This is a genomic window from Ponticoccus litoralis (assembly GCF_039769985.1).
GTDB lineage: Bacteria > Pseudomonadota > Alphaproteobacteria > Rhodobacterales > Rhodobacteraceae > Ponticoccus > Ponticoccus litoralis.
This window is the reverse complement of record NZ_JBDNCH010000002.1, coordinates 500,509-521,808: the sequence shown is the minus strand read 5'-3', so window position 1 is coordinate 521,808 and position 21,300 is coordinate 500,509. Positions and strand designations below refer to the sequence as shown.

At 68.0% G+C, this 21,300-nt stretch carries 12 protein-coding genes and 6 pseudogenes; 6 read left to right on the top strand and 12 right to left on the bottom strand.

Annotation, left to right across the window (positions count from 1 at the left end; translation table 11 throughout):
• Positions 1-131: 131 nt before the first annotated feature.
• The 3 genes from ABFB10_RS03490 to ABFB10_RS03480 form a co-directional block, all read right to left on the bottom strand.
• Complete coding sequence (locus ABFB10_RS03490; RefSeq protein WP_347165425.1) at positions 132-614, bottom strand: tripartite tricarboxylate transporter substrate-binding protein; 483 nt, start codon at positions 612-614, stop codon at positions 132-134.
• Positions 611-1,135, bottom strand: coding sequence for a Bug family tripartite tricarboxylate transporter substrate binding protein (locus ABFB10_RS03485; RefSeq protein WP_347165424.1), 525 nt, complete (start codon positions 1,133-1,135; stop codon positions 611-613). The genes ABFB10_RS03490 and ABFB10_RS03485 overlap by 4 nt, the downstream gene beginning before the upstream one ends.
• A gap of 97 nt (positions 1,136-1,232) precedes the next feature.
• Positions 1,233-2,171, bottom strand: coding sequence for a LysR family transcriptional regulator (locus ABFB10_RS03480; RefSeq protein ID WP_347165422.1), 939 nt, complete (start codon positions 2,169-2,171; stop codon positions 1,233-1,235).
• 432 nt (positions 2,172-2,603) lie between these two features.
• On the opposite strand from ABFB10_RS03480, the gene ABFB10_RS03475 reads away from it, so the two are divergent.
• A complete protein-coding gene (locus ABFB10_RS03475) occupies positions 2,604-3,845 on the top strand; it encodes an AGE family epimerase/isomerase (RefSeq protein ID WP_347165421.1) in 1,242 nt (413 codons plus the stop codon).
• A gap of 289 nt (positions 3,846-4,134) precedes the next feature.
• Here the strand turns inward: ABFB10_RS03475 and katG are convergent.
• Positions 4,135-6,355, bottom strand: a pseudogene (gene katG, locus ABFB10_RS03470) (catalase/peroxidase HPI).
• A 206-nt stretch (positions 6,356-6,561) separates the two neighbouring features.
• Between katG and ABFB10_RS03465 the strand changes: the two are divergent.
• From ABFB10_RS03465 to ABFB10_RS03450, 4 genes and pseudogenes are all read left to right on the top strand, one after another.
• Complete coding sequence (locus ABFB10_RS03465) at positions 6,562-7,458, top strand: hydrogen peroxide-inducible genes activator (protein ID WP_347165419.1); 897 nt, start codon at positions 6,562-6,564, stop codon at positions 7,456-7,458.
• Between the two features lie 416 nt (positions 7,459-7,874).
• A complete protein-coding gene (locus tag ABFB10_RS03460; protein ID WP_347165418.1) occupies positions 7,875-8,300 on the top strand; it encodes a PACE efflux transporter in 426 nt (141 codons plus the stop codon).
• A gap of 157 nt (positions 8,301-8,457) precedes the next feature.
• The gene (locus tag ABFB10_RS03455; protein ID WP_347165417.1) at positions 8,458-9,837 is read left to right on the top strand and encodes an efflux RND transporter periplasmic adaptor subunit; all 1,380 of its coding nucleotides are present in this window, start codon (positions 8,458-8,460) and stop codon (positions 9,835-9,837) included.
• Positions 9,834-12,996: pseudogene (locus ABFB10_RS03450) on the top strand (efflux RND transporter permease subunit). Before ABFB10_RS03455 ends, ABFB10_RS03450 begins: the two are co-directional and overlap by 4 nt.
• A gap of 419 nt (positions 12,997-13,415) precedes the next feature.
• On the opposite strand, the gene ABFB10_RS23960 reads toward ABFB10_RS03450, so the two are convergent.
• The 8 genes and pseudogenes from ABFB10_RS23960 to ABFB10_RS03415 form a co-directional block, all read right to left on the bottom strand.
• Entirely contained in the window at positions 13,416-13,766 is a 351-nt protein-coding gene (locus ABFB10_RS23960; RefSeq protein ID WP_430522987.1) for an acyl-CoA dehydrogenase family protein, read from the bottom strand.
• Positions 13,747-14,514 (bottom strand): annotated as a pseudogene (locus ABFB10_RS03445) (acyl-CoA dehydrogenase family protein); the annotation flags it as partial. The pseudogene ABFB10_RS03445 and the gene ABFB10_RS23960, both read right to left, overlap by 20 nt.
• 101 nt (positions 14,515-14,615) lie before the next feature.
• Positions 14,616-15,552: pseudogene (locus tag ABFB10_RS23955) on the bottom strand (OpgC family protein).
• Positions 15,470-15,847: an OpgC domain-containing protein gene (opgC, locus tag ABFB10_RS03435; RefSeq protein ID WP_347165414.1), complete on the bottom strand. Its 378-nt coding sequence runs from the start codon at positions 15,845-15,847 to the stop codon at positions 15,470-15,472. The pseudogene ABFB10_RS23955 and the gene opgC overlap by 83 nt, the downstream one beginning before the upstream one ends.
• On the bottom strand, positions 15,834-17,363 hold the full coding sequence (mdoH, locus tag ABFB10_RS03430) for a glucans biosynthesis glucosyltransferase MdoH (RefSeq protein WP_347165412.1): 1,530 nt from the start codon (positions 17,361-17,363) through the stop codon (positions 15,834-15,836). The genes opgC and mdoH overlap by 14 nt, the downstream gene beginning before the upstream one ends.
• Positions 17,285-17,614 (bottom strand): hypothetical protein, encoded by a 330-nt coding sequence (locus tag ABFB10_RS03425; RefSeq protein ID WP_347165411.1) that lies wholly within the window; start codon positions 17,612-17,614, stop codon positions 17,285-17,287. Before ABFB10_RS03425 ends, mdoH begins: the two co-directional genes overlap by 79 nt.
• Before the next feature lie 7 nt (positions 17,615-17,621).
• A complete protein-coding gene (locus ABFB10_RS03420) occupies positions 17,622-17,792 on the bottom strand; it encodes a hypothetical protein (RefSeq protein ID WP_347165410.1) in 171 nt (56 codons plus the stop codon).
• A pseudogene (locus tag ABFB10_RS03415) lies at positions 17,789-19,340 on the bottom strand (OpgD/OpgG family glucan biosynthesis protein). Before ABFB10_RS03415 ends, ABFB10_RS03420 begins: the two are co-directional and overlap by 4 nt.
• 640 nt (positions 19,341-19,980) lie before the next feature.
• On the opposite strand from ABFB10_RS03415, the pseudogene ABFB10_RS03405 reads away from it, so the two are divergent.
• Positions 19,981-21,287: pseudogene (locus tag ABFB10_RS03405) on the top strand (extracellular solute-binding protein).
• Positions 21,288-21,300: the final 13 nt, after the last annotated feature.

Here is a 21,300-nt window from a genome sequence, read left to right as displayed (position 1 = left end):
GCCGGGTTTGCGAGACCTGCTTTCGGGGCGGGCTTCGGTGGCGAGGGGCGCTGCCCCTCCCTCTCCCCGGGATATTTCCGGACAGAAGAAGGGGCCGGCGCCGCGTTCCCTGCGGCGCCGCGCCGTTCAGGTCATTCCCCGGGGCGGGCGATGCCGAAGTCCTCGGGCGAGTTCTTTGCCAGACCGGCATCCTGCAGCAGCCAGGCGGTGCCCTGCTGCCACTTGGCCAGGAAGGCCTCTGCCTCGTCGCCGGAGATGCCCATCAGCGTGAAGCCGCGGCCCTGCATCATCTCGACGAACTCGGGGTTCTGCGCGCCCTCGGCATAGGCGGCGGAAAGCTTGGCGACCACATCCTCGGGCGTGTCCTTGGGGGTGAAGACGCCGAAGAAGGGACCCCAGGGCAGGTAGGTGTTGAAACCCTCGCTGGTTTCGGTCACCGGGGCCACGTCGGGCAGCTGATCGACGCCCTGCGGGTCGACGACGGTCAGGGCCTTCACGTTGCCGGCGCGGATCGGGTCGAGGGCGATGCCCAGCACGACGGCCATGACGTCGATGGCGCCGCCCTGCAGGCCGGTCAGGGCCGGGCCGTCGCCGTCATAGGGCACCTCGATCACGTCCGAGGTCGCCCTCGACGGCCTTGACCATCGCGGTCACGACCGAGGCCGAGGCCGCCCGGCCCGGTGGAGCCGAAGCGGACCTCGCCGGGGTTTGCCTTCACGTAGTCGATCATCTCGGCATAGGTGTCGAAGGGCGCGTCGCTGCCGGCCACGAGGATCGGTGTGCCGCGGGCGAGGATCGAGACCGGGGTGAATTCCGAGTAGTCCTTGTCGCCAAGGCCCATGATCTTGTAAAGCAACGGGTTTTCCGCGCCCATCAGCAGGGTGTAGCCGTCGGCGGACGAGCCCGCGACATGGTTCAGCGCGATGGCGCCCACGGCGCCGGTCATGTTCTGCATGACGACCGTGCCGCCCAGGACCTCTTCGGCATGCGGGGTGACAGAGCGCATCACGGTGTCGGTGGACCCGCCGGCGCCCCACTGGATGATGCCCTGGATTTCCTTTTCGGGGTAGTCCGCAAGGGCCGCGGTTGCGCCAAGCGACAGGGCACCGATCGCGCCGAGAATGAATGTCTTCATGAAGTCCTCCCTATGGGTCCGAGTCGGGCCTGCCGACGGTCTGGCAATACACTGATGAGCGTGGGTCGTAACGTCAAACATCGGTTTTGGCCATGCGTTAACATCTTGTTACGAGATCCCCGTAGTAACTGTCGCGGTCGGCGCAGGCCCGGGCCAGTTCGCGGCGGAACTGCTGGATCGCGAATTCGGCAAAGCCCGAGAGCACGCGGCCCTTCTTGCGCACGATATAGGTGCCGATGGGCACCGTCTCTGCCAGCGGGCGCCGGATGACGCCGGGCATGTAGACCTCGGCGACCGAGAACTCGTCGATAACCGCGACACCCAGCCCGTGCCGGACGAGGCTGACCAGCGTCTGGGCAAAGCGTCCGCGCATCGCGTGGTTCAGCGGCAGGCCGGCGCGGCGGAAGGGTTCCGCGATCAGCCGGCCATAGGGGTCCTCGGGGTCGAGACCGACCAGCGCCTCGCCGGTCAGGTCGTGGACAGAGACCGTCCGCTGGGCGGCCAGCCGGTGGCCCTCGGGGAGGATCACCACAAGCTGGCCCTCGGCGATCTTCTCGTTCTCGATGGCGGCATTGTCGACCGCATAGCTCATGACCACGAATTCGCCGCGTTCGAGCAGCAGGTAATCCACCGTTTCCTCGATCTTCAGGATATTGAGGTCGATGAAGAGATCGGCATAGCGCGCCCGGACACGGCGCAGGGCGCGGGCCGCCACGAACTGCGCGATGGAGGGGGCGGAGGCGAAGGCCAGCGTCACGTCCTCGCCCTTCTGCAGGGATCCCAGCGCCCGTTGCAGGTTGGCGACGCCGGTATAGACCTCGCGGATCTGGTCAAAGACCGGCCCGGCCTCGACCGAGGGGGTGAACAGCCCGGCCTTGCGCTCGAACAGGCGGATGCCCAGCGATTCCTCGGCGTGTTTCACAAGGCGGCTGATGCCGGGCGCCGAGACGTTCAGCAGCTTCGCGGCACCGGTTATGGTGCCGGTCATCATCACGGCGCGGATCACCTCGATCTGGCGCAGGGTCATTTCCGGCATGGCCCGTCCTCCCGTGTTCAGCGTAACACGATGTTACTCAGGCGGAAATGTCGTAATTTGAGGTTAAGTCGTGGCGGGGCGCGCCCGTCGCCGGGCGGTCCGCAGGCATGGCGCGCCGGGCGCCGTTGGCGCTGGGCCCGGGCGCGGTGGTCGGGGAGCCGCGCGGCGCCTTTTGCCGAACCGGTACGGGGGACGGGGCGCGGGCAGGCCCCCGGTATTGGCCCGGCGCCCGGCGCAGGCGGTCCTGACACGACACCGCCTTGACGCGGCCAAGCGCCTGCGAAAAGACCGCCAGGCCTGCCGCGGGGCGATCCCTGCGGCAGAGGCTTTTCTTTCCTGTGTGTTTCCGGGCAAAATCCGCAAGGGTGTGCCTGACTGTCAGCGCAGGGGATACCCGTCTGCAAGGGGGCGAAGGCCCGAAGGAGTGTGTGAATGACCGATCTGCGTCTGGCCGACCCGGGCCACGAAGGGTCCTGGCTGAACGACCCGGTGCACCGTCGCTACCTGCGCGCCGACGCAGAGCGGCAGGTGCGCTTCTTCGCGCTCAGCCTGCGGGGCGACGGCGGCTTTGACGCGCTGGACCATGACGCCCAGCCGCTTCTGCGGCAGGGGCAGGAGCTGCATACCACGACGCGGCTGGTGCATTCCTTCGCGCTGGCGTCCGCGGCGGGCTTCGGCGGCACCGAAGAGATCGTCGACGCCGGGATGCGCTATCTGTGGACCGTCCACCGCGACCCGATGCATGGCGGCTATCTCTGGTCGGTGGACGAGAACGGCGTGCACGACGGCAGCAAGCTGGCCTACGGGCATGTCTTCGTCCTGCTGGCGGCCTCCAGCGCCGCGCTGATCGGCCATCCGCTTGCACAGACCCTGATGGAGGACATCCTGACGGTGCTCGACACGCGCTATTCCGACGAGGGGCGGGCGCTGTTCCAGGACGAGTTCACCCGCGACTGGCAGGTGTTTTCGGACTACCGGGGCATGAACGCCAACATGCACGGGACAGAGGCGCTGCTGGCTGCCTATGAGGCGACGGGCGACCGCAGGCACCTTGATCGCGCGGGCGACATCCTTGATTTCTTCACCCGGTCCATGGCGGGCGAATACGGGAACCGCATCCCCGAACATTACACCTCGGACTGGGAGGTTGACCCGGATTACAGCGGCAACCCGATGTTCCGCCCCGCCGGGACCACGCCGGGCCATTCTCTGGAATTCGCGCGGCTTATGCTGCATCACTGGGATCTCGCCGGACGGCCCGAGGGGGACACGGTCGGCCGCGCCCGGGCGCTGGTGACACAGGCGCTGTCCGACGCGTGGCGCGAGGACGGTGGCCTTGTCTACACGCTGAACGCCGCCGGTGGGGTGGCGATCCCGGACCGCTACTGGTGGCCGGTGACAGAGGGCATCGGCGCGCTTGCCAGCCTGCTCAAGATCAGCGCCGATGCGAAACTGGAAGCCTGGTACCGGCGGCTCTGGAAGTTCGCCCATGGCGCGCTGATCGACCGCGAGAGGGGCGGGTGGTATCCGGAACTGGGCGAGGATGGGCGCCCGGTGTCGCGCCAGTTCATCGGCAAGCCGGACATCTACCACGCGCTTCAGGCCGATCTTCTGCCGCTGGCGCCGGGCCTGTCCCGCAGCATCGAGGGGCTCAGGGATACGCGCGGCGCCTGAGGCGCAGCGGGCGCGGGCGGCGTTTCCGGGGTCCGCCGCGCGACCGGTCCGACACCCTGCAAGGCGCGCGAGGGCAGGGCGCGGCACAATTGGTTCCCGCAGGCCTTGGCCCTGCGCAATGCCCCCGCGCCGGGTGTTGCCGGACCCCGGTCGGCGTGCCGGTTTTCATCCCTGAAAACCGACCCCGCTACGCCCGCATGGGCCATGCAAAAAGGCCCCCGCGCCGGAACGCGGGGACCCTTGATAAAGTGCTTTGCGGCGCCCCGGGCGGGCCGGGGCGCGTAGCGGCTTAGGCCAGTTCGAAGCGGTCCGCGTCCATCACCTTGGCCCAGGCCTTGGCGAAATCGCGTACGAACTTCTGCTTGCTGTCTTCCTGCGCATAGACCTCGGAGACCGCGCGCAGCTGCGAGTTCGAGCCGAAGACCAGGTCGCAGCGCGTGCCCGTCCACTTGACCGCGCCGGTCTTGCGGTCCTTGGCCTCGAAGAGCTGCTCGCTGTCGTCGGTCTTGGCCCAGTTCACGCCCATGTCCAGCAGGTTGACGAAGAAGTCGTTCGTCAGCTGGCCCTTGCGGGTGGTCAGCACGCCGTGATCGGTGCCGCCGTGGTTGGCGCCCAGCACGCGCAAGCCGCCGATCAGCACCGTCATCTCGGGTGCGGAAAGCTCCAGCAGCTGCGCGCGGTCGACCAGCATCGCCTCGGCCGGAACCGACAGCGCCTCGGGCATGTAGTTGCGGAAGCCGTCGACCTGCGGCTCCAGCGGCTCGAAGCTTTCTGCGTCGGTCTGTTCGGCGCTGGCATCGGTGCGGCCCGGGGTGAAGGGTACGTCGACCGGGTTGCCCGCGTCCGCCGCGGCCTTCTCGATCGCGGCATTGCCGCCCAGCACGATCAGGTCGGCCAGCGAGACCTTCTTGCCGCCCGAGGCAGAGCCGTTGAAGTCCGACTGGATGCCTTCCAGCACGCCCAGAACCTTCGCCAACTGCTCGGGCTGGTTGACCGCCCAGTCCTTCTGCGGAGCAAGGCGGATGCGGGCACCGTTGGCGCCACCACGCTTGTCCGAGCCGCGATAGGTCGAGGCGGAGGACCACGCCGTGTAGACCAGTTCCGAAACCGTGAGGCCGGAGGCAAGGATCTTGTCCTTCAGCGCCTTGAGGTCGGCATCATCGGCCAGCGCGTGATCGACGGCGGGGATCGGATCCTGCCAGATCAGCTCTTCGGCGGGCACCTCGTCGCCGAGATACAGCACCTTCGGACCCATGTCGCGGTGGGTCAGCTTGAACCAGGCGCGGGCGAAGGCATCGGCGAACTTCTCGGGGTTGGCGTGGAAGTCGCGCGAGATGCGGGCGTATTCCGGGTCTTCGCGCATCGCCATGTCGGCGGTGGTCATCATGGTGGTGACCTTCGCGCCCGAGCCGTCGACCTGAGGCGCCATGTCCTCGTCCTTGGGGTTCACCGGGTGCCACTGCTTCGCGCCAGCGGGCGATTTCACCAGCTCCCATTCGTAGCCGAAGAGCACGTCGAAATAGCTCATGTCCCACTGGGTCGGGGTCGGGGTCCACGGGCCTTCGATGCCGGATGTGATGGCATCGACGCCGCTGCCGGACTTGTGGCTGGACAGCCAGCCAAGACCCATGGCCTCCATCGGGGCGGCTTCGGGCTCGGGGCCGACGAGACCCGCGTCACCGGCGCCATGCGCCTTGCCGAAGGTGTGGCCACCGGCGGTCAGCGCGACGGTTTCCTCGTCGTTCATCGCCATGCGGGCAAAGGTCTCGCGGATGTCGCGCGCCGAGGCCAGCGGATCGGGGTTGCCGTCCGGGCCCTCGGGGTTGACGTAGATCAGGCCCATCTGCACGGCGGCCAGCGGGTTTTCCAGAGCGCGGTCGCCGGAATAGCGGCTGCCTTCCTTGTCCGAGGTGGCCAGCCACTCGGTTTCCGCACCCCAGTAGATGTCTTCCTCGGGCGCCCAGACGTCGGCACGGCACGCCGCCGAAGCCGAAGGTCTTGAAGCCCATGGATTCCAGCGCGACGTTGCCCGCCAGAATCATCAGGTCGGCCCAGCTGATCTGGTTGCCGTACTTCTGCTTGACCGGCCAGAGCAGGCGGCGGGCCTTGTCGAGGTTGCCGTTGTCCGGCCACGAGTTCAGCGGCGCGAAACGCTGCGTGCCCGAGGTCGCGCCGCCGCGCCCGTCGGCGGTGCGGTAGGTGCCCGCCGAGTGCCAGGCCATGCGGATGAAGAACGGACCGTAGTGGCCGTAATCCGCGGGCCACCAGTCCTGGCTGTCGGTCATCAGCGCGGTCAGGTCGGCCTTCAGCGCCTTCAGGTCCAGCTTCTTGAAGTCCTCGGCGTAGGAATAGCTCTCGCCCATCGGGTCGAGGCGCGGGTGCTTCTGGTGCAGGATGTTCAGGTTCAGCTGGTTCGGCCACCACTCGCGATTGCTGCGGGTGCGGTTGGTGCTGGCGATCATCGTGGCATGGGCCTTCATCGGGCATCCGCCGATATCATTTCCGTCCATGTCGGGTCTCCTGTCGGGCGCTGGCTGGGGTTGACGCTTGGTCAACCCGTTGAATGGGTGTAGAAAAGCAGAAAATTCGGCACGCGTGAACGCCGCCCTTCGGGCGATCGTCCGAGGCCTCCTCCCCGGCGTTTCTAGAACCTTTCTAACAAGGCTAGATGATATGTTTAAGTTGAAATTTCAGATCGTTCCAATAACTTTTGCCTATGACGAACATGACCCTGAAACAACTGCGCTATTTCGAGGCCGTCGCCCGGCATGGCCACTTCGGGCGCGCCGCCTCGGCCTGCGCGATCTCGCAACCGGCGCTTTCGGTGCAGATACGCGATCTTGAAGAGGATCTCGGCGCGCAGCTGTTCGAGCGCAGCGCGCGGCAGATCCGCCTGACCCAGTTCGGAGAGGACATCCTGTCGCGCGTGCGCGGCATCCTGAGCGGGGTCGAGGAATTGCAGGACTATGCCCGGGCCGCGCGCGAAAACCCGCTGTCGCGGCTGCGGCTGGGGATCATTCCGACCATCGCCCCCTACCTGCTGCCGCGCATCATCGGCCATCTGTCCGCGCGGCACGCGGCCATCGACCTTCAGGTGCGCGAGACGCTGACCTCGCGGCTGATCGAGGAGTTGCAGGCGCGCCGGATCGATGCGGCCATCGTGGCGCTGCCGATCTCAGAGCCGGAGCTGGCCGAGGTGCCGCTGTTCGACGAGGATTTCGTGCTGGTCCGCCCGCTGGCGGATGCCGGCAAGCCGGTCCCGGACGGCGAAACCCTGTCGCGGATGCGCCTGCTGCTGCTGGAAGAGGGGCACTGCTTCCGCGATCAGGCGCTGTCGTTCTGCAGCCTGCAGCCGGGGGCGCCGCGCGACGGGCTGGACGGGTCGTCGCTGACCACGCTGGTGCAGATGGTCGCGGCGGGCATCGGCGTGACGCTGATCCCGGACATGGCGGTCGGTGTCGAGGCGAAGGGCGCGGCGGTGGACGTGGCCCGCTTTGCGCGCCCGGTGCCAAGGCGCAGCGTCGGCATGGTCTGGCGCAAGGCAAGCCCGCTGCAAGAGAGCTTTGCGGAAATCGCCGAAACGGTGCGCGAGGCGGCGGCAACAGAACGGTAAGGCGGCGCGGGCCCGGGCGCCTTTGGGGCAGGGGGCGTGCGTTAGGGGGCGTCCGGTGCCGCGCTGCCGGGCCCCGGGGGCGTCCGAAGCGGGGCAGGCGCTGCCCGTGCCGGTTTTGTCCCGGGCGGCGACAGCGCCATCCCGCTATTCATGGCTGCGTGATGAACCCCGGCGGTGCCTTGCGGACGGGCCGGGTTGCTGCCCCGTCGCCTCTGGCGGACCGTGCCTGGAGGCGACAGCGCCATTGCGCGATCCCGGCCCCCGGTTGTCCGCCTGTGCCGTGGCAACCGCCGCAGGCGTCCGGCGCGCCGGGCTTGACGACACCCCGGGCAGGGGGCATGTCCCAAGCCGTGAGGACGACCTCCCCCTGATGGACAATTGCCGGGACGACCCGGCCCCGGATAGAGGTTGCCCCGATGCGCTCCTTCCCCGACCGCCTTCGCCACGCCATCAGCTTCGAGGCGCTGGCCCTGCTGATCGTCACCCCGCTTGGCGCCTGGGTCTTCGACCATGCCCTGTCCGAAATCGGCGTGATCGCCGTGGTCGGGGCCACGCTCGCCACGCTCTGGACGCTGCTTTACAACTGGCTTTTCGACCTTGCCCTGAACCGCCGCACCGGAAGCACGCTCAAGACGCCGCGCGTGCGTGTCCTGCATGCGCTGCTGTTCGAGGCCGGTCTGCTGGTCCTGCTGGCCCCCTTCATCGCGTGGTATCTTGCCGTCCCGCTGCTGGAGGCGCTGGTCATGGACGTGGCCTTTGCGGGGTTTTACGTGGTCTATGCTTTCGCCTACAACTGGCTCTACGACCGGGTGTTTCCGCTGCCGGAGTGGTCGCAGGGCTGAGAACCGGCTTTCCCGTCCAAGGGGCTGCGCTACTTCCCGCCGTGAACCGGTCTTTTTGCTGTTCTGCAGCAAAATGGGGTTCAAATCCAAACTGACCGGTTTACATCGCGTCAGGATGGCGCGCCAAAGGTGCGGGACAGGGAACGGGACGGAGCAGATGACCGACAAGAGCAGCGAAACGGGCGCGAGAGAGCTCAGCTTCGAAACCGACAGGGGCGCGTCGCGGTCCTTCTGGATCGCCACGGCGGTGCTTCTGGCCGTCATCGGCTGGATGGCAAGTGGCTTCATCCTGCCCTCCGCCGAACCCGAGGCCGCCCCCGCCGAAGCCGAGGTGCGGCTGGCCTCGGTCTCTGTCACCGCCTCCACGGCCAAGCCCGTCACCCTGACCTTCAGCGCCGAGGGGCAGGCGCTGCCGGACCGCGACACCATGATCCGCGCCGAATCCTCGGGCGACGTGGGCGAACTGCTGGTGCGCAAGGGCCAGAACGTGGCGCGCGGTGCGGTGATCGCCACCCTGACCACCGCGCAGCTGGATGCCGACCTGACCCGTGCGCGCGAAGAGCTTGCGGTGGCGCAGCGCGAGTACGACAATGCCTCGGCGCTGTTGCAGCGCGGCGTTGCTACGGCGGACCGTGTCAGTTCCGCCCGCGCCTCGCTGGCCGCCGCAGAGGCGCAGGTGACCGCCGCCGAAGAGGCCCTGCGCAATGCGCGGATCGTGGCGCCCTTCGCCGGTCGCATCGAAACGCTCAGCCTCGACGAGGGCGAATTCGTCACCTCGGGTGCCGAGGTCGGGCGCATCGTCGACAACAGGCCGCTCACGGTCGAGATACAGGTGCCGCAGCAGGCGCTGAACCGGGTGAAGACCGGCCAGACCGCCCGCGTGACCTTCATCACCGGCGAAACGCTGGAGGGCGAGGTGACCTTCGTCGGCACCGCCGCCGCCTCCTCGACCCGGACATTCCTTGCGGAGATCACCGTCGAGAACGCCGATGGCAGGATCCCGGCGGGCATCTCGGCGCAGATCGTCATCCCGACCGGCGAGGCCACGGCCCATTTCCTTGCGCCCTCTTCGGTTTCGCTGAGCGAGGACGGCGAGCTCGGGGTCAAGGTCGTCGAGGATGGCAAGGTCGCCTTCAGGCCCATCGAGATCGTCAAGGCGGATCTGAACGGCGTCTGGGCGACGGGCCTGCCGGAGACCGCCGAGGTCATCACCATCGGGCAGGGCTATGTCCGGGACGGCGAAAGCGTCACCGTGCAACCGGCGCCCTCGGGCGCGGGAGAGACCGAAGCCGAAGGCGCCGTGGCCGCCGCAACGGAACCGGACCCCGAAGCCTCTGCCGAACCGGCGACGGGCTCAGGCGCGGACGCTGTTGCCCCGGAGGCCGATACCCCGGAGGCCAAACCCGGTGCAGAGCCTGCCGGGACGGCGCCCGAAGCCGATACCCCGGAGGCAGAGCCCGGCGCGGCGACTGCGGCACCGCAGGCCGATCCGCAGGGCGGCGACGCGGCGGATACTCCGGCGGAGGCCGGGGAATGAACGGCCTCATCGACGCGGCCTTTTCCCGCTCTCGCGTGGTGCTGATCGCGCTGATCATGATCCTCAGCCTTGGCGCGATCGCCTATGTCTCTATCCCGAAAGAGGCCAACCCAGAGGTGCCGCTGCCGCTGGTCTATGTCTCGACCGGCATGGACGGCATCAGCCCCGGCGACGCGGAACGCCTGCTGCTGGAACCGATGGAGGCGGAATTCGGCTCTATCGAGGGGCTGGACAAGATGTCCTCGGAGGCCGCCGAAGGCTTTGCCTCGGTGCAGCTGGAATTCGCGGCGGGCGGCGACATCGACGAGGCGCTCGACAAGGTGCGCGAGGCGGTGGACACGGTCGAGGGCGACCTGCCCGAGGACGCCTATGACGTCAAGGTGACCGAGATCAACACGGCGCTCTTCCCGATCATCACCGTCGTTCTGTCCGGCCCGGTGCCGGAGCGCACGCTGAATGACCTTGCCGACGAAGCGCAGGAGGAAATCGAGGCGCTGGGCGGCGTGCTCGAGGTCGATATCGGCGGCGCGCGGGACGAGTTCCTCGAGGTGCTGATCGACCCGACGGTCTTCCAGACCTACAACCTGTCCTTCGACGAGATCATCAACCAGATTCAGCGCAACAACCGCCTGATCGCGGCAGGGGCCATCGAGACCGGCGGCGGGCGCATCGTGCTGAAGGTTCCCGGGCTGATCGAGGATCTGTCGGACGTGCTGGCCATGCCGGTCAAGGTCGACGGCAACACCGTCGTGACCTTCGCCGACGTGGCCACCGTGCGCCGCGCCTTCGAGGATCCGACCAGCTTCGCCCGCATCGACGGCCAGCCCGCACTGGCGCTGGAGGTCAAGAAACGCTCGGGCGCCAATATCATCGACACGGTTGCGGCGGTGCAATCCACCATGGAGACCCTGCGCGCCGACTGGCCGGACTCGCTGCACGTCACCTATCTTCAGGACCAGTCCGAAGAGGTGAAGACGCTGTTGTCGGACCTCGAGGCCAACGTGCTTGCCGCCGTCATGCTGGTGATGATCGTGATCCTCTACGCGCTGGGTCTGCGGTCCGCGATCCTTGTCGGGCTGGCGATTCCGGGGGCCTTTCTGGCGGGCGTGATCGTGCTGTGGGTCATGGGCTACACCATGAACATCGTGGTGCTCTTCTCGCTGATCCTCGTCGTCGGCATGCTGGTGGACGGCGCCATCGTCACGGTCGAACTGGCGGACCGGCACCTGCAGGAGGGCGACCCGCCCAAGCGCGCCTTTGCCCGCGCCGCGCGGCGCATGGCACTGGCCGATCATCGCCTCGACGGCCACGACGCTCTGCGTCTTCTTCCCGCTGCTGTTCTGGACCGGCGTGGTCGGGCAGTTCATGAAGTTCCTGCCGATTACCGTCATCATCACGCTGGCGGCCTCGCTCTTCATGGCGCTGATCTTCATTCCCGTGGTGGGCGGTGTCATCGGCAAGCGCCAGCCGCAGACCGCCAAGGCCAAGGCCGCGCTGCATGCCGCAGAAACCGGCGACCCGCGCCAGATCGGCGGGCTGACGGGGGCCTATGTGCGCGTGCTGCAATGGGCGATCCTGCGCCCGGGCGCCACGGTCCTGCTGGCGGTCGCCATGCTGCTTGGCGGCTTTGCCGCCTACGGAGAGTTCGGGCGGGGCGTCAGCTTCTTCCCCTCGGTCGAGCCCGAGTTCATGCAGGTCGAGGTGCGCGCCCGCGACAATATCTCGATCTACGAACGCGACACGCTGGTGCGGGTGGTCGAGCGCCGACTGCTGGGCTTCGAGGGTGTCGAACATGTCTATGCGCGCGTCTCGATGAGCGCGGGGCAGGGCGACGAGGATGTGATCGGGAGGATCCAGCTTGACCTGATCGACTGGGATCTGCGCCGCACCGCCGAGGAGATCGGAGAGGATATCCGTGCCGAGATGTCGGATATCGCCGGGATCGACGTGCAGGTGCAGACCGAAAGCGGCGGGCCGACCAGCGGCAAACCGGTCAATCTGGAGGTTTCGGCCTCGAACCCCGAGGATCAGGCCGCCGCGGTCGAACAGGCGCTGGCCCTGATGGAGCGGGTCGGCGGCTTTACCGACATCACCGACACGCGCCCCCTGCCGGGGGTCGAGGTCGCGGTGACCGTGGACCGGGCCGAGGCCGCGCGCTTTGGCGCCGACGTCAGCCTGCTGGGGCAGGCGGTGCAGCTGCTGACGCAGGGCATCACGGTGACCGACTACCGGCCCTCGGACGTGGATGGGGAAATGGACGTGCGCGTGCGCTTCCCGTCGGACGCGCGGTCGCTGACGGAACTGGCAAGCCTGCGGGTGCCGACCTCTTCGGGGCTGGTGCCGATCTCGAACTTCGTCAGCTTCTCGCCGGTCGAGCGGGTCGGCGTGATCCGCCGCATCGACGAGCGCCGGGTGACCACGATCGAGGCCAACGTGGCGCCGGGCCTTCTGGTCAACGACCAGATCGTCGCGCTGCGCGGCGCGCTCGACGGGGCGGAGCTGCCGGATACGGTCAGCTACACCTTCACCGGCGAGGCGGAGGACCAGCAGGAGTCGATGATCTTCCTCGGCTCGGCCTTCGTGGCGGCGATCTTCCTGATGTTCGTGATCCTGCTGATCCAGTTCAACAGCTTCTATCAAAGCTTCGTGGTCATGAGCGCCATTGTCTTCTCGGTCGCGGGCGTCCTTCTGGGGCTGATCGTCACCGGGCGGCCTTTCGGCATCGTCATGGGCGGCGTGGGCGTGATCGCGCTGGCCGGGATCGTGGTGAACAACAATATCGTCCTGATCGACACCTACAACGACCTGCGCCGCGACGGGCAGGCGCCGCTGGAGGCGGCGCTGCGCACCGGCGCCCAGCGTCTGCGTCCGGTCTTCCTGACCTCGGTCACCACGGCGCTGGGGCTGATGCCGATGGTGCTGGGGCTGAACATCGACTTCTTCGACCGCGATATCGTGGTGGGGGCGCCCTCGACGCAATACTGGACCGAACTGTCCTCGGCCATCGCGGGCGGCCCGGCGGTGGCGACGGTGCTGACGCTGGTGGTGACGCCTGCCATGCTGATGCTGGCCGACCGTCCGCGCCGCCCGCGCAAGCGCCGCTGGCGCCGCGCCGAGTCGCCCGACCCGGCCCGCGACGTCCCGGGGTTGAAGCCCTAGGCGTTCAGTGCCGGCCCGGAGACCGGAGCGAAAGGCGGGCCGGGCCGCGCCTGGCTGGCGGTCGGGGCAAGGCGCGGCCCGATGGTGCCTCGTCGGGGCAGGGCTTTTCCGCGTGGGGCGGTGGACAAGGCAGGGCCGGCATGCCGCCGGGGCTGCAAAAGCGTCGCGGGAAGGAGGGTCCCGATGCCTCGCGCGGCTCTGACAAGCCCAGCGATCGAGCGGCGGACCGGTCAGGCCCCGCGCTTCGGCGGTCCGGATGCGTGCCCTCGGTGGCATTGTCCGGTACTGGCTTCGGTCGTTCGGGTACGCGGCATCGGCGGCGTCATCCGGTACGGCCTTCGGCAGTCCGGATGCGCAGCCTCGGTGGCTTCCTCCTGCACCGGGTTCCCGCTGTCGGGGCGCGGCGTTTTCAGGCAGCCTCAGGCGGTCAGGGCGCGGGCGATGACCAGTTTCTGTATGTCGCTTGTGCCCTCGTAGATCTGGCAGACGCGCACGTCGCGGTAGATCCGTTCGACCGGGAAATCGGCGGTGTAGCCGTAGCCCCCGAAGACCTGTATCGCCGCCGAGCAGACCCGTTCCGCCATCTCCGAGGCAAAGAGCTTGGCCATGCTGGCCTCTTTCAGCGCGGGCTGCCTCGCGTCCTTCAGCGCGGCGGCATGGCGCACGAGGTGGCGCGCCGCCTCGACCTCGGGTGGCCATATCCGCCAGCCGGAAGGCCACCGCCTGATGATCCACCAGCGCGCGGCCCATGCTGTGGCGGTCCTGCGCATAAGCGGTCGCCGCCTCCAGCGCGGCGCGCGCCATGCCGACGGATTGCGAGGCGATGCCGATGCGCCCGCCCTCGAGGTTCGACAGCGCGATGCGATAGCCCTGACCCTCTTCGCCCAGCAGCGCCCCGGCGGGCAGCTCCATGGCGTCAAAGGCGATCTGCGCGGTATCCGACAGCCGCTGCCCCATCTTCTTTTCCAGCGAGGCGACCCGGTAGCCCGGGGTATCCGTGGGCACGATGAAGGCAGAGATGCCCTTCTTGCCCGCCTCCGGGTCGGTCACGGCAAAGACGATGGCCACATCGGCGTTCTGTCCCGAGGTGATGAACTGCTTGACCCCGTCGAGGACCCAGCCGCTGTTGGTCCGCCGCGCCCGGGTCTTCAGCGCCGAGGCGTCAGAGCCCGCCTGCGGTTCGGTCAGGCAGAAGGCGCCCAGCCAGTCGCCCGAGGCCATGCGGGTGAGGTACTGCGCCTTCTGCGCGTCAGAGCCAAAGCGCAGGATCGGCACGCAGCCGACCGAGTTGTGGACGCTCATGATCGTCGACACCGCCCCGTCGCCCGCCGCGATCTCTTCCAGCGCGACGGCATAGGACAGGTGGTCGGTGTAGCTGCCGCCGTGGTCTTCGGGCACCAGCATTCCCATGAACCCCAGCGCGCCCATCTCGGCCAGGGTCTCTGCGGGGAACTCCGCGGTGCGGTCCCTCTCGGCGGCCTGCGGTGCCAGCTTTTCGCGGGCAAAGCGGCGGGCCATCTCCTCGATCATGGCCTGGTTGTCGTCCAGCAGCATTGCCTGTCCTCCTCCTGTCCCTGTGGGGGAATGAAGGCGCAGCACCGCGACAGATGCAAGGCCTGCTATTCGGCGGCGTGGGCGACGGCGGCGGGGACGGGGAGGACGGCGGGCGCCTCCGAGGCGGCGGGAACCGGCGCGGGACGGCGCGGCGCCTTCAGCGCCCGCAGGTGGCGCGCGATATAGGCGGCGGCATAAAGCAGGTAGAGGCCCATCGGCGGCAGTATCACCCCCAGCCATGCGGCATCGTTGTGGCCGTCCATCACCGCCTGAAAACCCATCGATAGGACGGTGCCGATGGCGAAGACCAGCAGCCCGTGCTGGCCCATCAGCCGCAGCGGCGCGGCCAGACGCGACCCGCAGGCACGCAGCACCCAGTGGCAGGCAGGACAGCACGTAGACCAGCGCCAGAACGTGCAGCAGGCGGGGCACCGCGAGGTAGGTCTTGTTGTGGGTGACAAAGGTATAGGGCAGCCCAAGGTCGCCCAGCCGCCACATCTGGTAGTTCATGAACTTGCCGAAGGCGGGGATCTCCTTCCACGCCAGCACGAAGAGCAGGAACCCGGCACAGAGCGCAAACAGCGGGCGCGACACCGGCACCAGCCGCTCTCCGCGCCGGTGGCGGATGCCGATGGCAAGGCCGAGGACAAAGATCACCTGCCAGGTGAAGGGGTTCAGGAACCAGCCGCCGTTGCCGGGAAAGTTCGGCATGTTCAGACGCGTCAGCCCGGCGACCAGCCAGAGCGCCGCCGACAGCGCCATAAGCAGGCCGGGCCGCCGCAGGCCCAGCATGATCGCGAAGGGCGCCACCAGCAGCAGGACGACGTAGCTGGGCAGGATGTTCACATAGCCGATCTGATGGCCGAGGAAGGGCAGGGCGGGCAGCACCGTTTCCGGCGTCTGGAAGATGCCCTTCAGGTTATGCTTGGTCAGCAGTTCGGGCATGGCGTAATGCGCGGCGGCGGCGGCGAAGATCGCGATGGTCGCGACCGTCAGCAGCATCTGCACCATGTACAGCATCCAGTGCCCGCGACCACAGCGGCGCCATGGCGGGCCAGAGGCCGGTCTGGTCGCGGGTCTCGAACCGGGCGGAATAGGCGATGCCCGCCGCCACGCCGGACATGACGAAGAAGGCCTCGGCGGCATCCGAGAAGCCCCAGTTGCGCAGGGTCCAGGCCTCGTAGGGGTTTCCGGGCACGTGGTCGATGAAGATCATCGCCAGCGCCAGCCCGCGAAAGGCGTCGATGCGCGGATCGCGGGGGCGCCGGACGGCGGACAGGGGGTCAGGCCGGGACATGGGCAGCAGAGCCTTCGACGGACTCGGACCGGTCGCGCGGGGCGCTCCAGCCTTCGAGGATGGTGGTGTAATCGGTGAGGATCGCGGGCGGGTCGGTCTCTTCGGGGGTGCCGAAGACGGCCCGGGTCAGGCGGCGCGAGGACAGGGCGATCAGCCAGGGGGCCACGATCAGCGGCAGCAGGATCGGCAGCATCCAGACGGTCATCGCGGGGGCGAACCAGCCGACGATGCCCAGCCCGGTCATGCCAAGCGCGACGATCCAGAGGCTGCCGCGCCAGGCCTGCGCCACGGTCAGGAAGCCTTCTCCGCGCGCATTGGCGGGCCAGCCGCCGTCCTGTCCGGACAGCACCTGAAGCACCGCGCGGGTCTGGTACATCAGCATGACGGGCGCCAGCAGCGAGCTCAGCAGGATGTCCGTCAGAACGGCTGCCAGGGTAAGGCCGGGACCGCCGTAGGCGCGGGCGCGACCGCTCAGCGCGGCCTCGGCCCAGATCGCGAACTTGGGCAGGATCAGCAGACACACGATGCCAAGGAACAGCGCCGTGATCTCCTTGCTGCGGTCGCTGGGGAAGACCGGGAACAACTGGTGCGGCTCGGGGAAGTAATCCGGCGGCACCGCCCAGATGGAGGCCGCGAGAGAGGCCAGAACGAAGCCCGCCCAAAGCAGGCAGACGAGGTAGGACAGGATGCCCTGAAGAAAGACGAAGCGGCTCCACGGGGCGAGGCCGGGGGCGAAGAGCAGGCGCATGTGCTGCAGGTTGCCCTGACACCAGCGGCGGTCGCGGCGGGCGTAGCTGTAGAGGTTCTCGGGGCCTTCCTCGTAAGAGCCGTCGATCTGCGGATCGACCTCGACCCGCCAGCCGTTGCGCGCCAGAAGCGCCGCCTCGACGTAGTCGTGGGACAGGATGTGGCCGCCGAAGGGCGCCTTTCCGGGCAGCTCCGGCAGGCCGCAGCTTTCGGCGAAGGCGCGCACGCGCACGATGGCGTTGTGGCCCCAGAACGGCCCGGTGGCGCCCTGCATCCGCGCCAGCCCGCGCGAGAAGACGGCGCCGTGGAACGAGGCGGCGAATTGCATGGCGCGGCCGAAGAACGAGCGCGCGAAGACGATGCGCGGCAGGGTCTGAAGCAGGCCCAGAGAGGGGTCGGCCATCATCCGCGCGATCATCTGCCGGATCGCGGCGCCGGTCATCAGGCTGTCGGCGTCGAGGATCACGGCGAACTCGTAGCGCCCGCCCGCGCGGCGGAAGAACTCCTCGACGTTGCCCGCCTTGCGCCCGCGTCCGTCGCTGCGCTGGCGGTAGTAGATCCGCCCCTGACCGGTCGCCTTGGCGCGCAGCTGGGCAAAGGCCTCGCGCTCGCGCGCGGCGGCAAAGGGCTCGCGGGTGTCCGACAGCACGGCCAGGTCCACCGACAGCCCCTCGGCGGCCAGCGAGCGGTCTATGGCGGCGAGGCGCGAGAAGGTGGCAACCGGATCCTCGTTGCAGATCGGCATGAGCAGCACGGTCGCGGGCTGCACGCCGGTGATCTGCGGCGCGGCGCGCGGGCGCGCGGGGCAAGGCCCGCGAAGGCCAGCGAGGCGCCCCAGGCCAGCCATGCGGTGGTGATCAGGATCAGCACCGCCCGGAACCAGTCCAGCCAGTCCATGCCGTCCTGCAACGAGGCCTCGAACAGCAGGCCGCTTGCCACCAGCGCAAGCGACAGGGACACGCCGATGGCGATGCTGCGCACCACGCGGGTGCGGCTAGAGGCTGGCAGGGGGGCTGGCATCGGGCGGTCAGACAGCGGGGTTGCCGAAGAAGATGCGCAACCAGCCGCCGCGGCGCTCGGTCTCGGCACGGGTCAGGGCCTGCGTCGGCATGGCCAGCGGCGCCTCCGGGGGCAGCCAGGATTCGACGATTGCCTCGGCGCGCAGCGCCTGTTCTGTCAGTTCGGTATCGTGCTTCATTCCAGCATCCATTGGTAGAGCCAAGTCTCGGAGAGCACCCCGCCGTATCCGTCCAGGGAAGCCTTCAGCTCGGTGGTGCTGCCCGGCGCGGCGCGGGCCTCGACCACCAGCCGCCAGGTTCCCTGTGCGTCGTCGAGCCGGGACAGAACGGTTTCCGCGATCTCTCCCTTGGTGATGCTCACGTTCGCTTGAACATCCGCATCGCCCGGAAGTTCCCGCAAAACGCCGCCGACGAAATCGATGACGAATTTCCGCCGATCGGTCGGCGTATCCACGCCGGAAACGCCGCCTTTTCCGACGCGCGTGCGCAGGATCCGGGCATGTTGCGAAGAGCCGTCACCCGGAGGCGTCATGCCCCAGCGCAAGCGGTAGGCGACCTCCAGCTCGGTTCCGGCGGTCATCTCGGCCTCTGGAATCCAGTAGGCCACGATATTGTCGTTGACCTCCAGATCCGAGGGGATTTCCAGCAGCCGCACGGTGCCCCGGCCCCAGTCGCCGAGCGGTTCGACCATGACCGAGGGGCGGCGTTCGTAATGCGCCTGCGCGTCGAGATACTGGTCGAAGTCGCGCTCGCGCTGGACCAGCCCGAAGGACACCGGGCTCTGCGCGCCGAGATAGGAGCTTGCCAGCCGTGGCGGGTTGTTCAGCGGGCGGAATAGCGTCTCGCCCGAGGGCAGGTTCACCACCAGCGCCTCGCTGTCGTGGACGGCGGGGCGGAAGTCGTCGAAATTGCCCGGATCGGAACCGCCGAAGAAATACATCGAGGTCAGCGGTGCGATGCCAAGCTGGGCGATGTCGTTGCGCAGGTACAGCCGTGCCGTGACCTCCATCGTGGTGACAGCGCCGGGGTGGATGACAAAGCGGTAGGCGCCGGTCACCGATTTGCTTTGCAGCGCGGCGTAGAGCGTCAGCGTCTCGTCACCCTCGGCGGGGCGCTGCAGGTACAGTTCCGAGAAGCGGGGGAATTCCTCGCCCTCCGCCACGCCGGTGTTCACCGCCAGCCCGCGCGCGCTGAGCCCGTAGATGCTGTCGCGCCCCAGCGCGCGGAAGTAGCTTGCGCCAAGGAAGGTCACCAGCTCGTCGAACTTGTCGGCGCGGTTGAGCGGCGCCATGATCCGCACGCCCGCCGCGCCCGGAAGCTCGAAATGCTCGGGGATATCGCGCTTCAGCGAGGAATAGTCGAAGTCATCGGTCGAGAAGACCATCGGCACGCGCGGTCTCGTCCACCACCTCGAAGACATGCACCGGCTCGTTGAACAGCCAGCCGGGGTGGAAGGCGTTCATCTGGAAGCGCGCATGGTCGGCCCAGCGGTTGCGGTCGCGCGCGAATCGGATGCGCTGATACTCGTCGTAGCCGAGTTCGGCGGTGAAGCCGGGCAGCTTCTCGGCCACCGCCGGGGGATTGGCCGCCTGGTCCTTCATGCGCGCACTCAGCCAGTCGAAGGAAAAGGGCGTGCCGCCGCCGTCCTGCGGCTCGGCCTCTGCCGCTTCCTGCGCCGCAAGCGGCGCGATCCCGAAGGCCGCGGTCGAGGCCAGAAGGGCCGTCATGGCTGTTCTGCGGGTCATCAATTGGCCAGTGCGGGCCGGGTCGTTCAGCATGGGCGCCTCTGAGGATGTTCGTTCGGACAGATAAGTGCTTGCCGCAGCGCAGAAATCAAATGCCTCGGCGCATTTCTGCGCAACCGGGGGCAGAATCTTGCGCGCCCCGGCGATTCCGCGCCGATCCGGGCGGAAATTTCCCTTGAAAACAGCGGTTTCATGCCTGCGGTAAGTCGCGCAGCGCAAAACCTTTGAAGATGCGGGCAGGGTTCGCAGATCGGCACCAAAGGATTCGCGTTCGCACCGCGCGAACGGCACAGCGACGGTCGCGCGCTGCACCGCGCGTTATTAAGCCCGCCGCGTTGCGGCATCAACGGGATTCTTTAGGGCTGCCAGTGACTTGGGCCTGACAGAGTGTCGCACCTGACGCCGCCGCGCCGGCGGCTGTGACAAAACTGTCAGAAAACCGTCACCTAGGCATCACGCCCCCCTCCTAGAGCAGCCTGGAGCGCGGCCCGGCCCCCGGTCAAACGGGGCAGGGCGGCGTGAGACGCAGGGGAAATCCCGATCCATTCGCCGCGCGGGCCAGGTGCCCGGCGGCAACAAGCGCAGGGCCCTTCGTGCGCCCGCGCCCTGACCGGAGAGAGACATGAGAAACTTCATCCAGTTCACCGCCGCAGCGGGTTTCGCGCTGACGGCGACGGTACCGCCGTGGCCGAGACCGAAATCACCTGGTGGCACGGCATGGGCGGCCATCTGGGCGACGTCGTGAACCAGATCGCCGCGGGCTTCAACGAATCGCAGGACGACTACACCATCACCCCGGTCTTCAAGGGCTCCTACGAGGAAACCCTGACCGCCGCCATCGCCGCATTCCGCGCCGGTGAGCAGCCCAACATCGTGCAGGTCTTCGACGCCGGTGCCGCCACCGTGATCGGCGCCAAGGGCGCGACGATCCCGGTTCAGGACCTGCTGACCCAGAACGGCGTCGACTTCGACATCGAGGATTACATCGCCGGCGTGCGCTACTTCTACGCCGACAGCGACGGCAAGATGATCGGCATGCCGTTCAACTCGTCCTCGCCGGTTCTGTACTACAACATCGACGCCCTGGCCGCCGCCGGTGTCGAAGCCCCCGCGACCTACGAGGAATTCGAGGCCGCCGCCCCCGCGATCAAGGACGCCGGTTACGTGCCGCTGGTGCAGACGCACCTGCCGTGGGAATTCGTCGAGAACTTCCACTCGCGCCACAACCTGCCGTTTGCCACCAACAACAACGGCTACGACGGCGCCGAGGGCACCGAGATCCTGATCAACTCGGAAGAGATGGCCATGCACTTCACCAAGGTGAAGGAATGGCTGGACGCGGGCCTCTTCGGCTTCCACGGCACCTCGTGGGACGACAACCAGGCGCATTTCAACGACGGTTCGGCGGCCATGTACATCGGTTCGTCGGGTGACTTCGGCGGCCTGACCGCGATGGACCTGCCCTTCGAGTGGGCCTCGACCTATCTGCCCTACTGGGCCTCGATCACCGAAGAGGGCTATCAGAGCTTCATCGGTGGCGCCTCGCTGTTCGCCATGGCGGGCAAGTCGGACGAAGAGAACGCCGCCTCGGCCGCCTTCTTCCAGTACCTGACCTCGCCCGAGGTGCAGTACATGTGGCACCGCGAAACCGGCTATGTGCCGATCACCGAAGCCGCCTATGAGCTGGCCAAGGAAGACGGCCACTACGAGCGCTTCCCCGCCGCCGAAACCGGCATCAAGCAGCTGATGCTTCAGCCGGGCGACAACACCGCCGGCTACCGCATGGGCTTCTACGTGCAGATCCGCGACGTCCAGAACCGCGAGCTGTCGCGCTTCCTGAACGGCGAGACCTCGATCGAGGACGCGCTGGCCACCATCGAGTCCGAAGGCAACGAGCTGCTGGGCCGCTTTGCCCAGACCGCCAACTGAGCCTGACCCGAGA

What these genes read in the sequence shown, in the direction of transcription:
- ABFB10_RS03425 (WP_347165411.1), bottom strand. Translation starts at nt 17,614, where the DNA reads ATGCCAGCCCCCCTGCCAGCCTCTAGCCGCACCCGCGTGGTGCGCAGC.
- opgC (WP_347165414.1), bottom strand. Translation starts at nt 15,847, where the DNA reads ATGTCCCGGCCTGACCCCCTGTCCGCCGTCCGGCGCCCCCGCGATCCG.
- ABFB10_RS03465 (WP_347165419.1), top strand. Translation starts at nt 6,562, where the DNA reads ATGACGAACATGACCCTGAAACAACTGCGCTATTTCGAGGCCGTCGCC.
- ABFB10_RS23960 (WP_430522987.1), bottom strand. Translation starts at nt 13,766, where the DNA reads ATGCGCAGGACCGCCACAGCATGGGCCGCGCGCTGGTGGATCATCAGG.
- ABFB10_RS03460 (WP_347165418.1), top strand. Translation starts at nt 7,875, where the DNA reads ATGCGCTCCTTCCCCGACCGCCTTCGCCACGCCATCAGCTTCGAGGCG.
- ABFB10_RS03475 (WP_347165421.1), top strand. Translation starts at nt 2,604, where the DNA reads ATGACCGATCTGCGTCTGGCCGACCCGGGCCACGAAGGGTCCTGGCTG.
- ABFB10_RS03485 (WP_347165424.1), bottom strand. Translation starts at nt 1,135, where the DNA reads ATGAAGACATTCATTCTCGGCGCGATCGGTGCCCTGTCGCTTGGCGCA.
- ABFB10_RS03455 (WP_347165417.1), top strand. Translation starts at nt 8,458, where the DNA reads ATGACCGACAAGAGCAGCGAAACGGGCGCGAGAGAGCTCAGCTTCGAA.
- ABFB10_RS03420 (WP_347165410.1), bottom strand. Translation starts at nt 17,792, where the DNA reads ATGAAGCACGATACCGAACTGACAGAACAGGCGCTGCGCGCCGAGGCA.
- ABFB10_RS03480 (WP_347165422.1), bottom strand. Translation starts at nt 2,171, where the DNA reads ATGCCGGAAATGACCCTGCGCCAGATCGAGGTGATCCGCGCCGTGATG.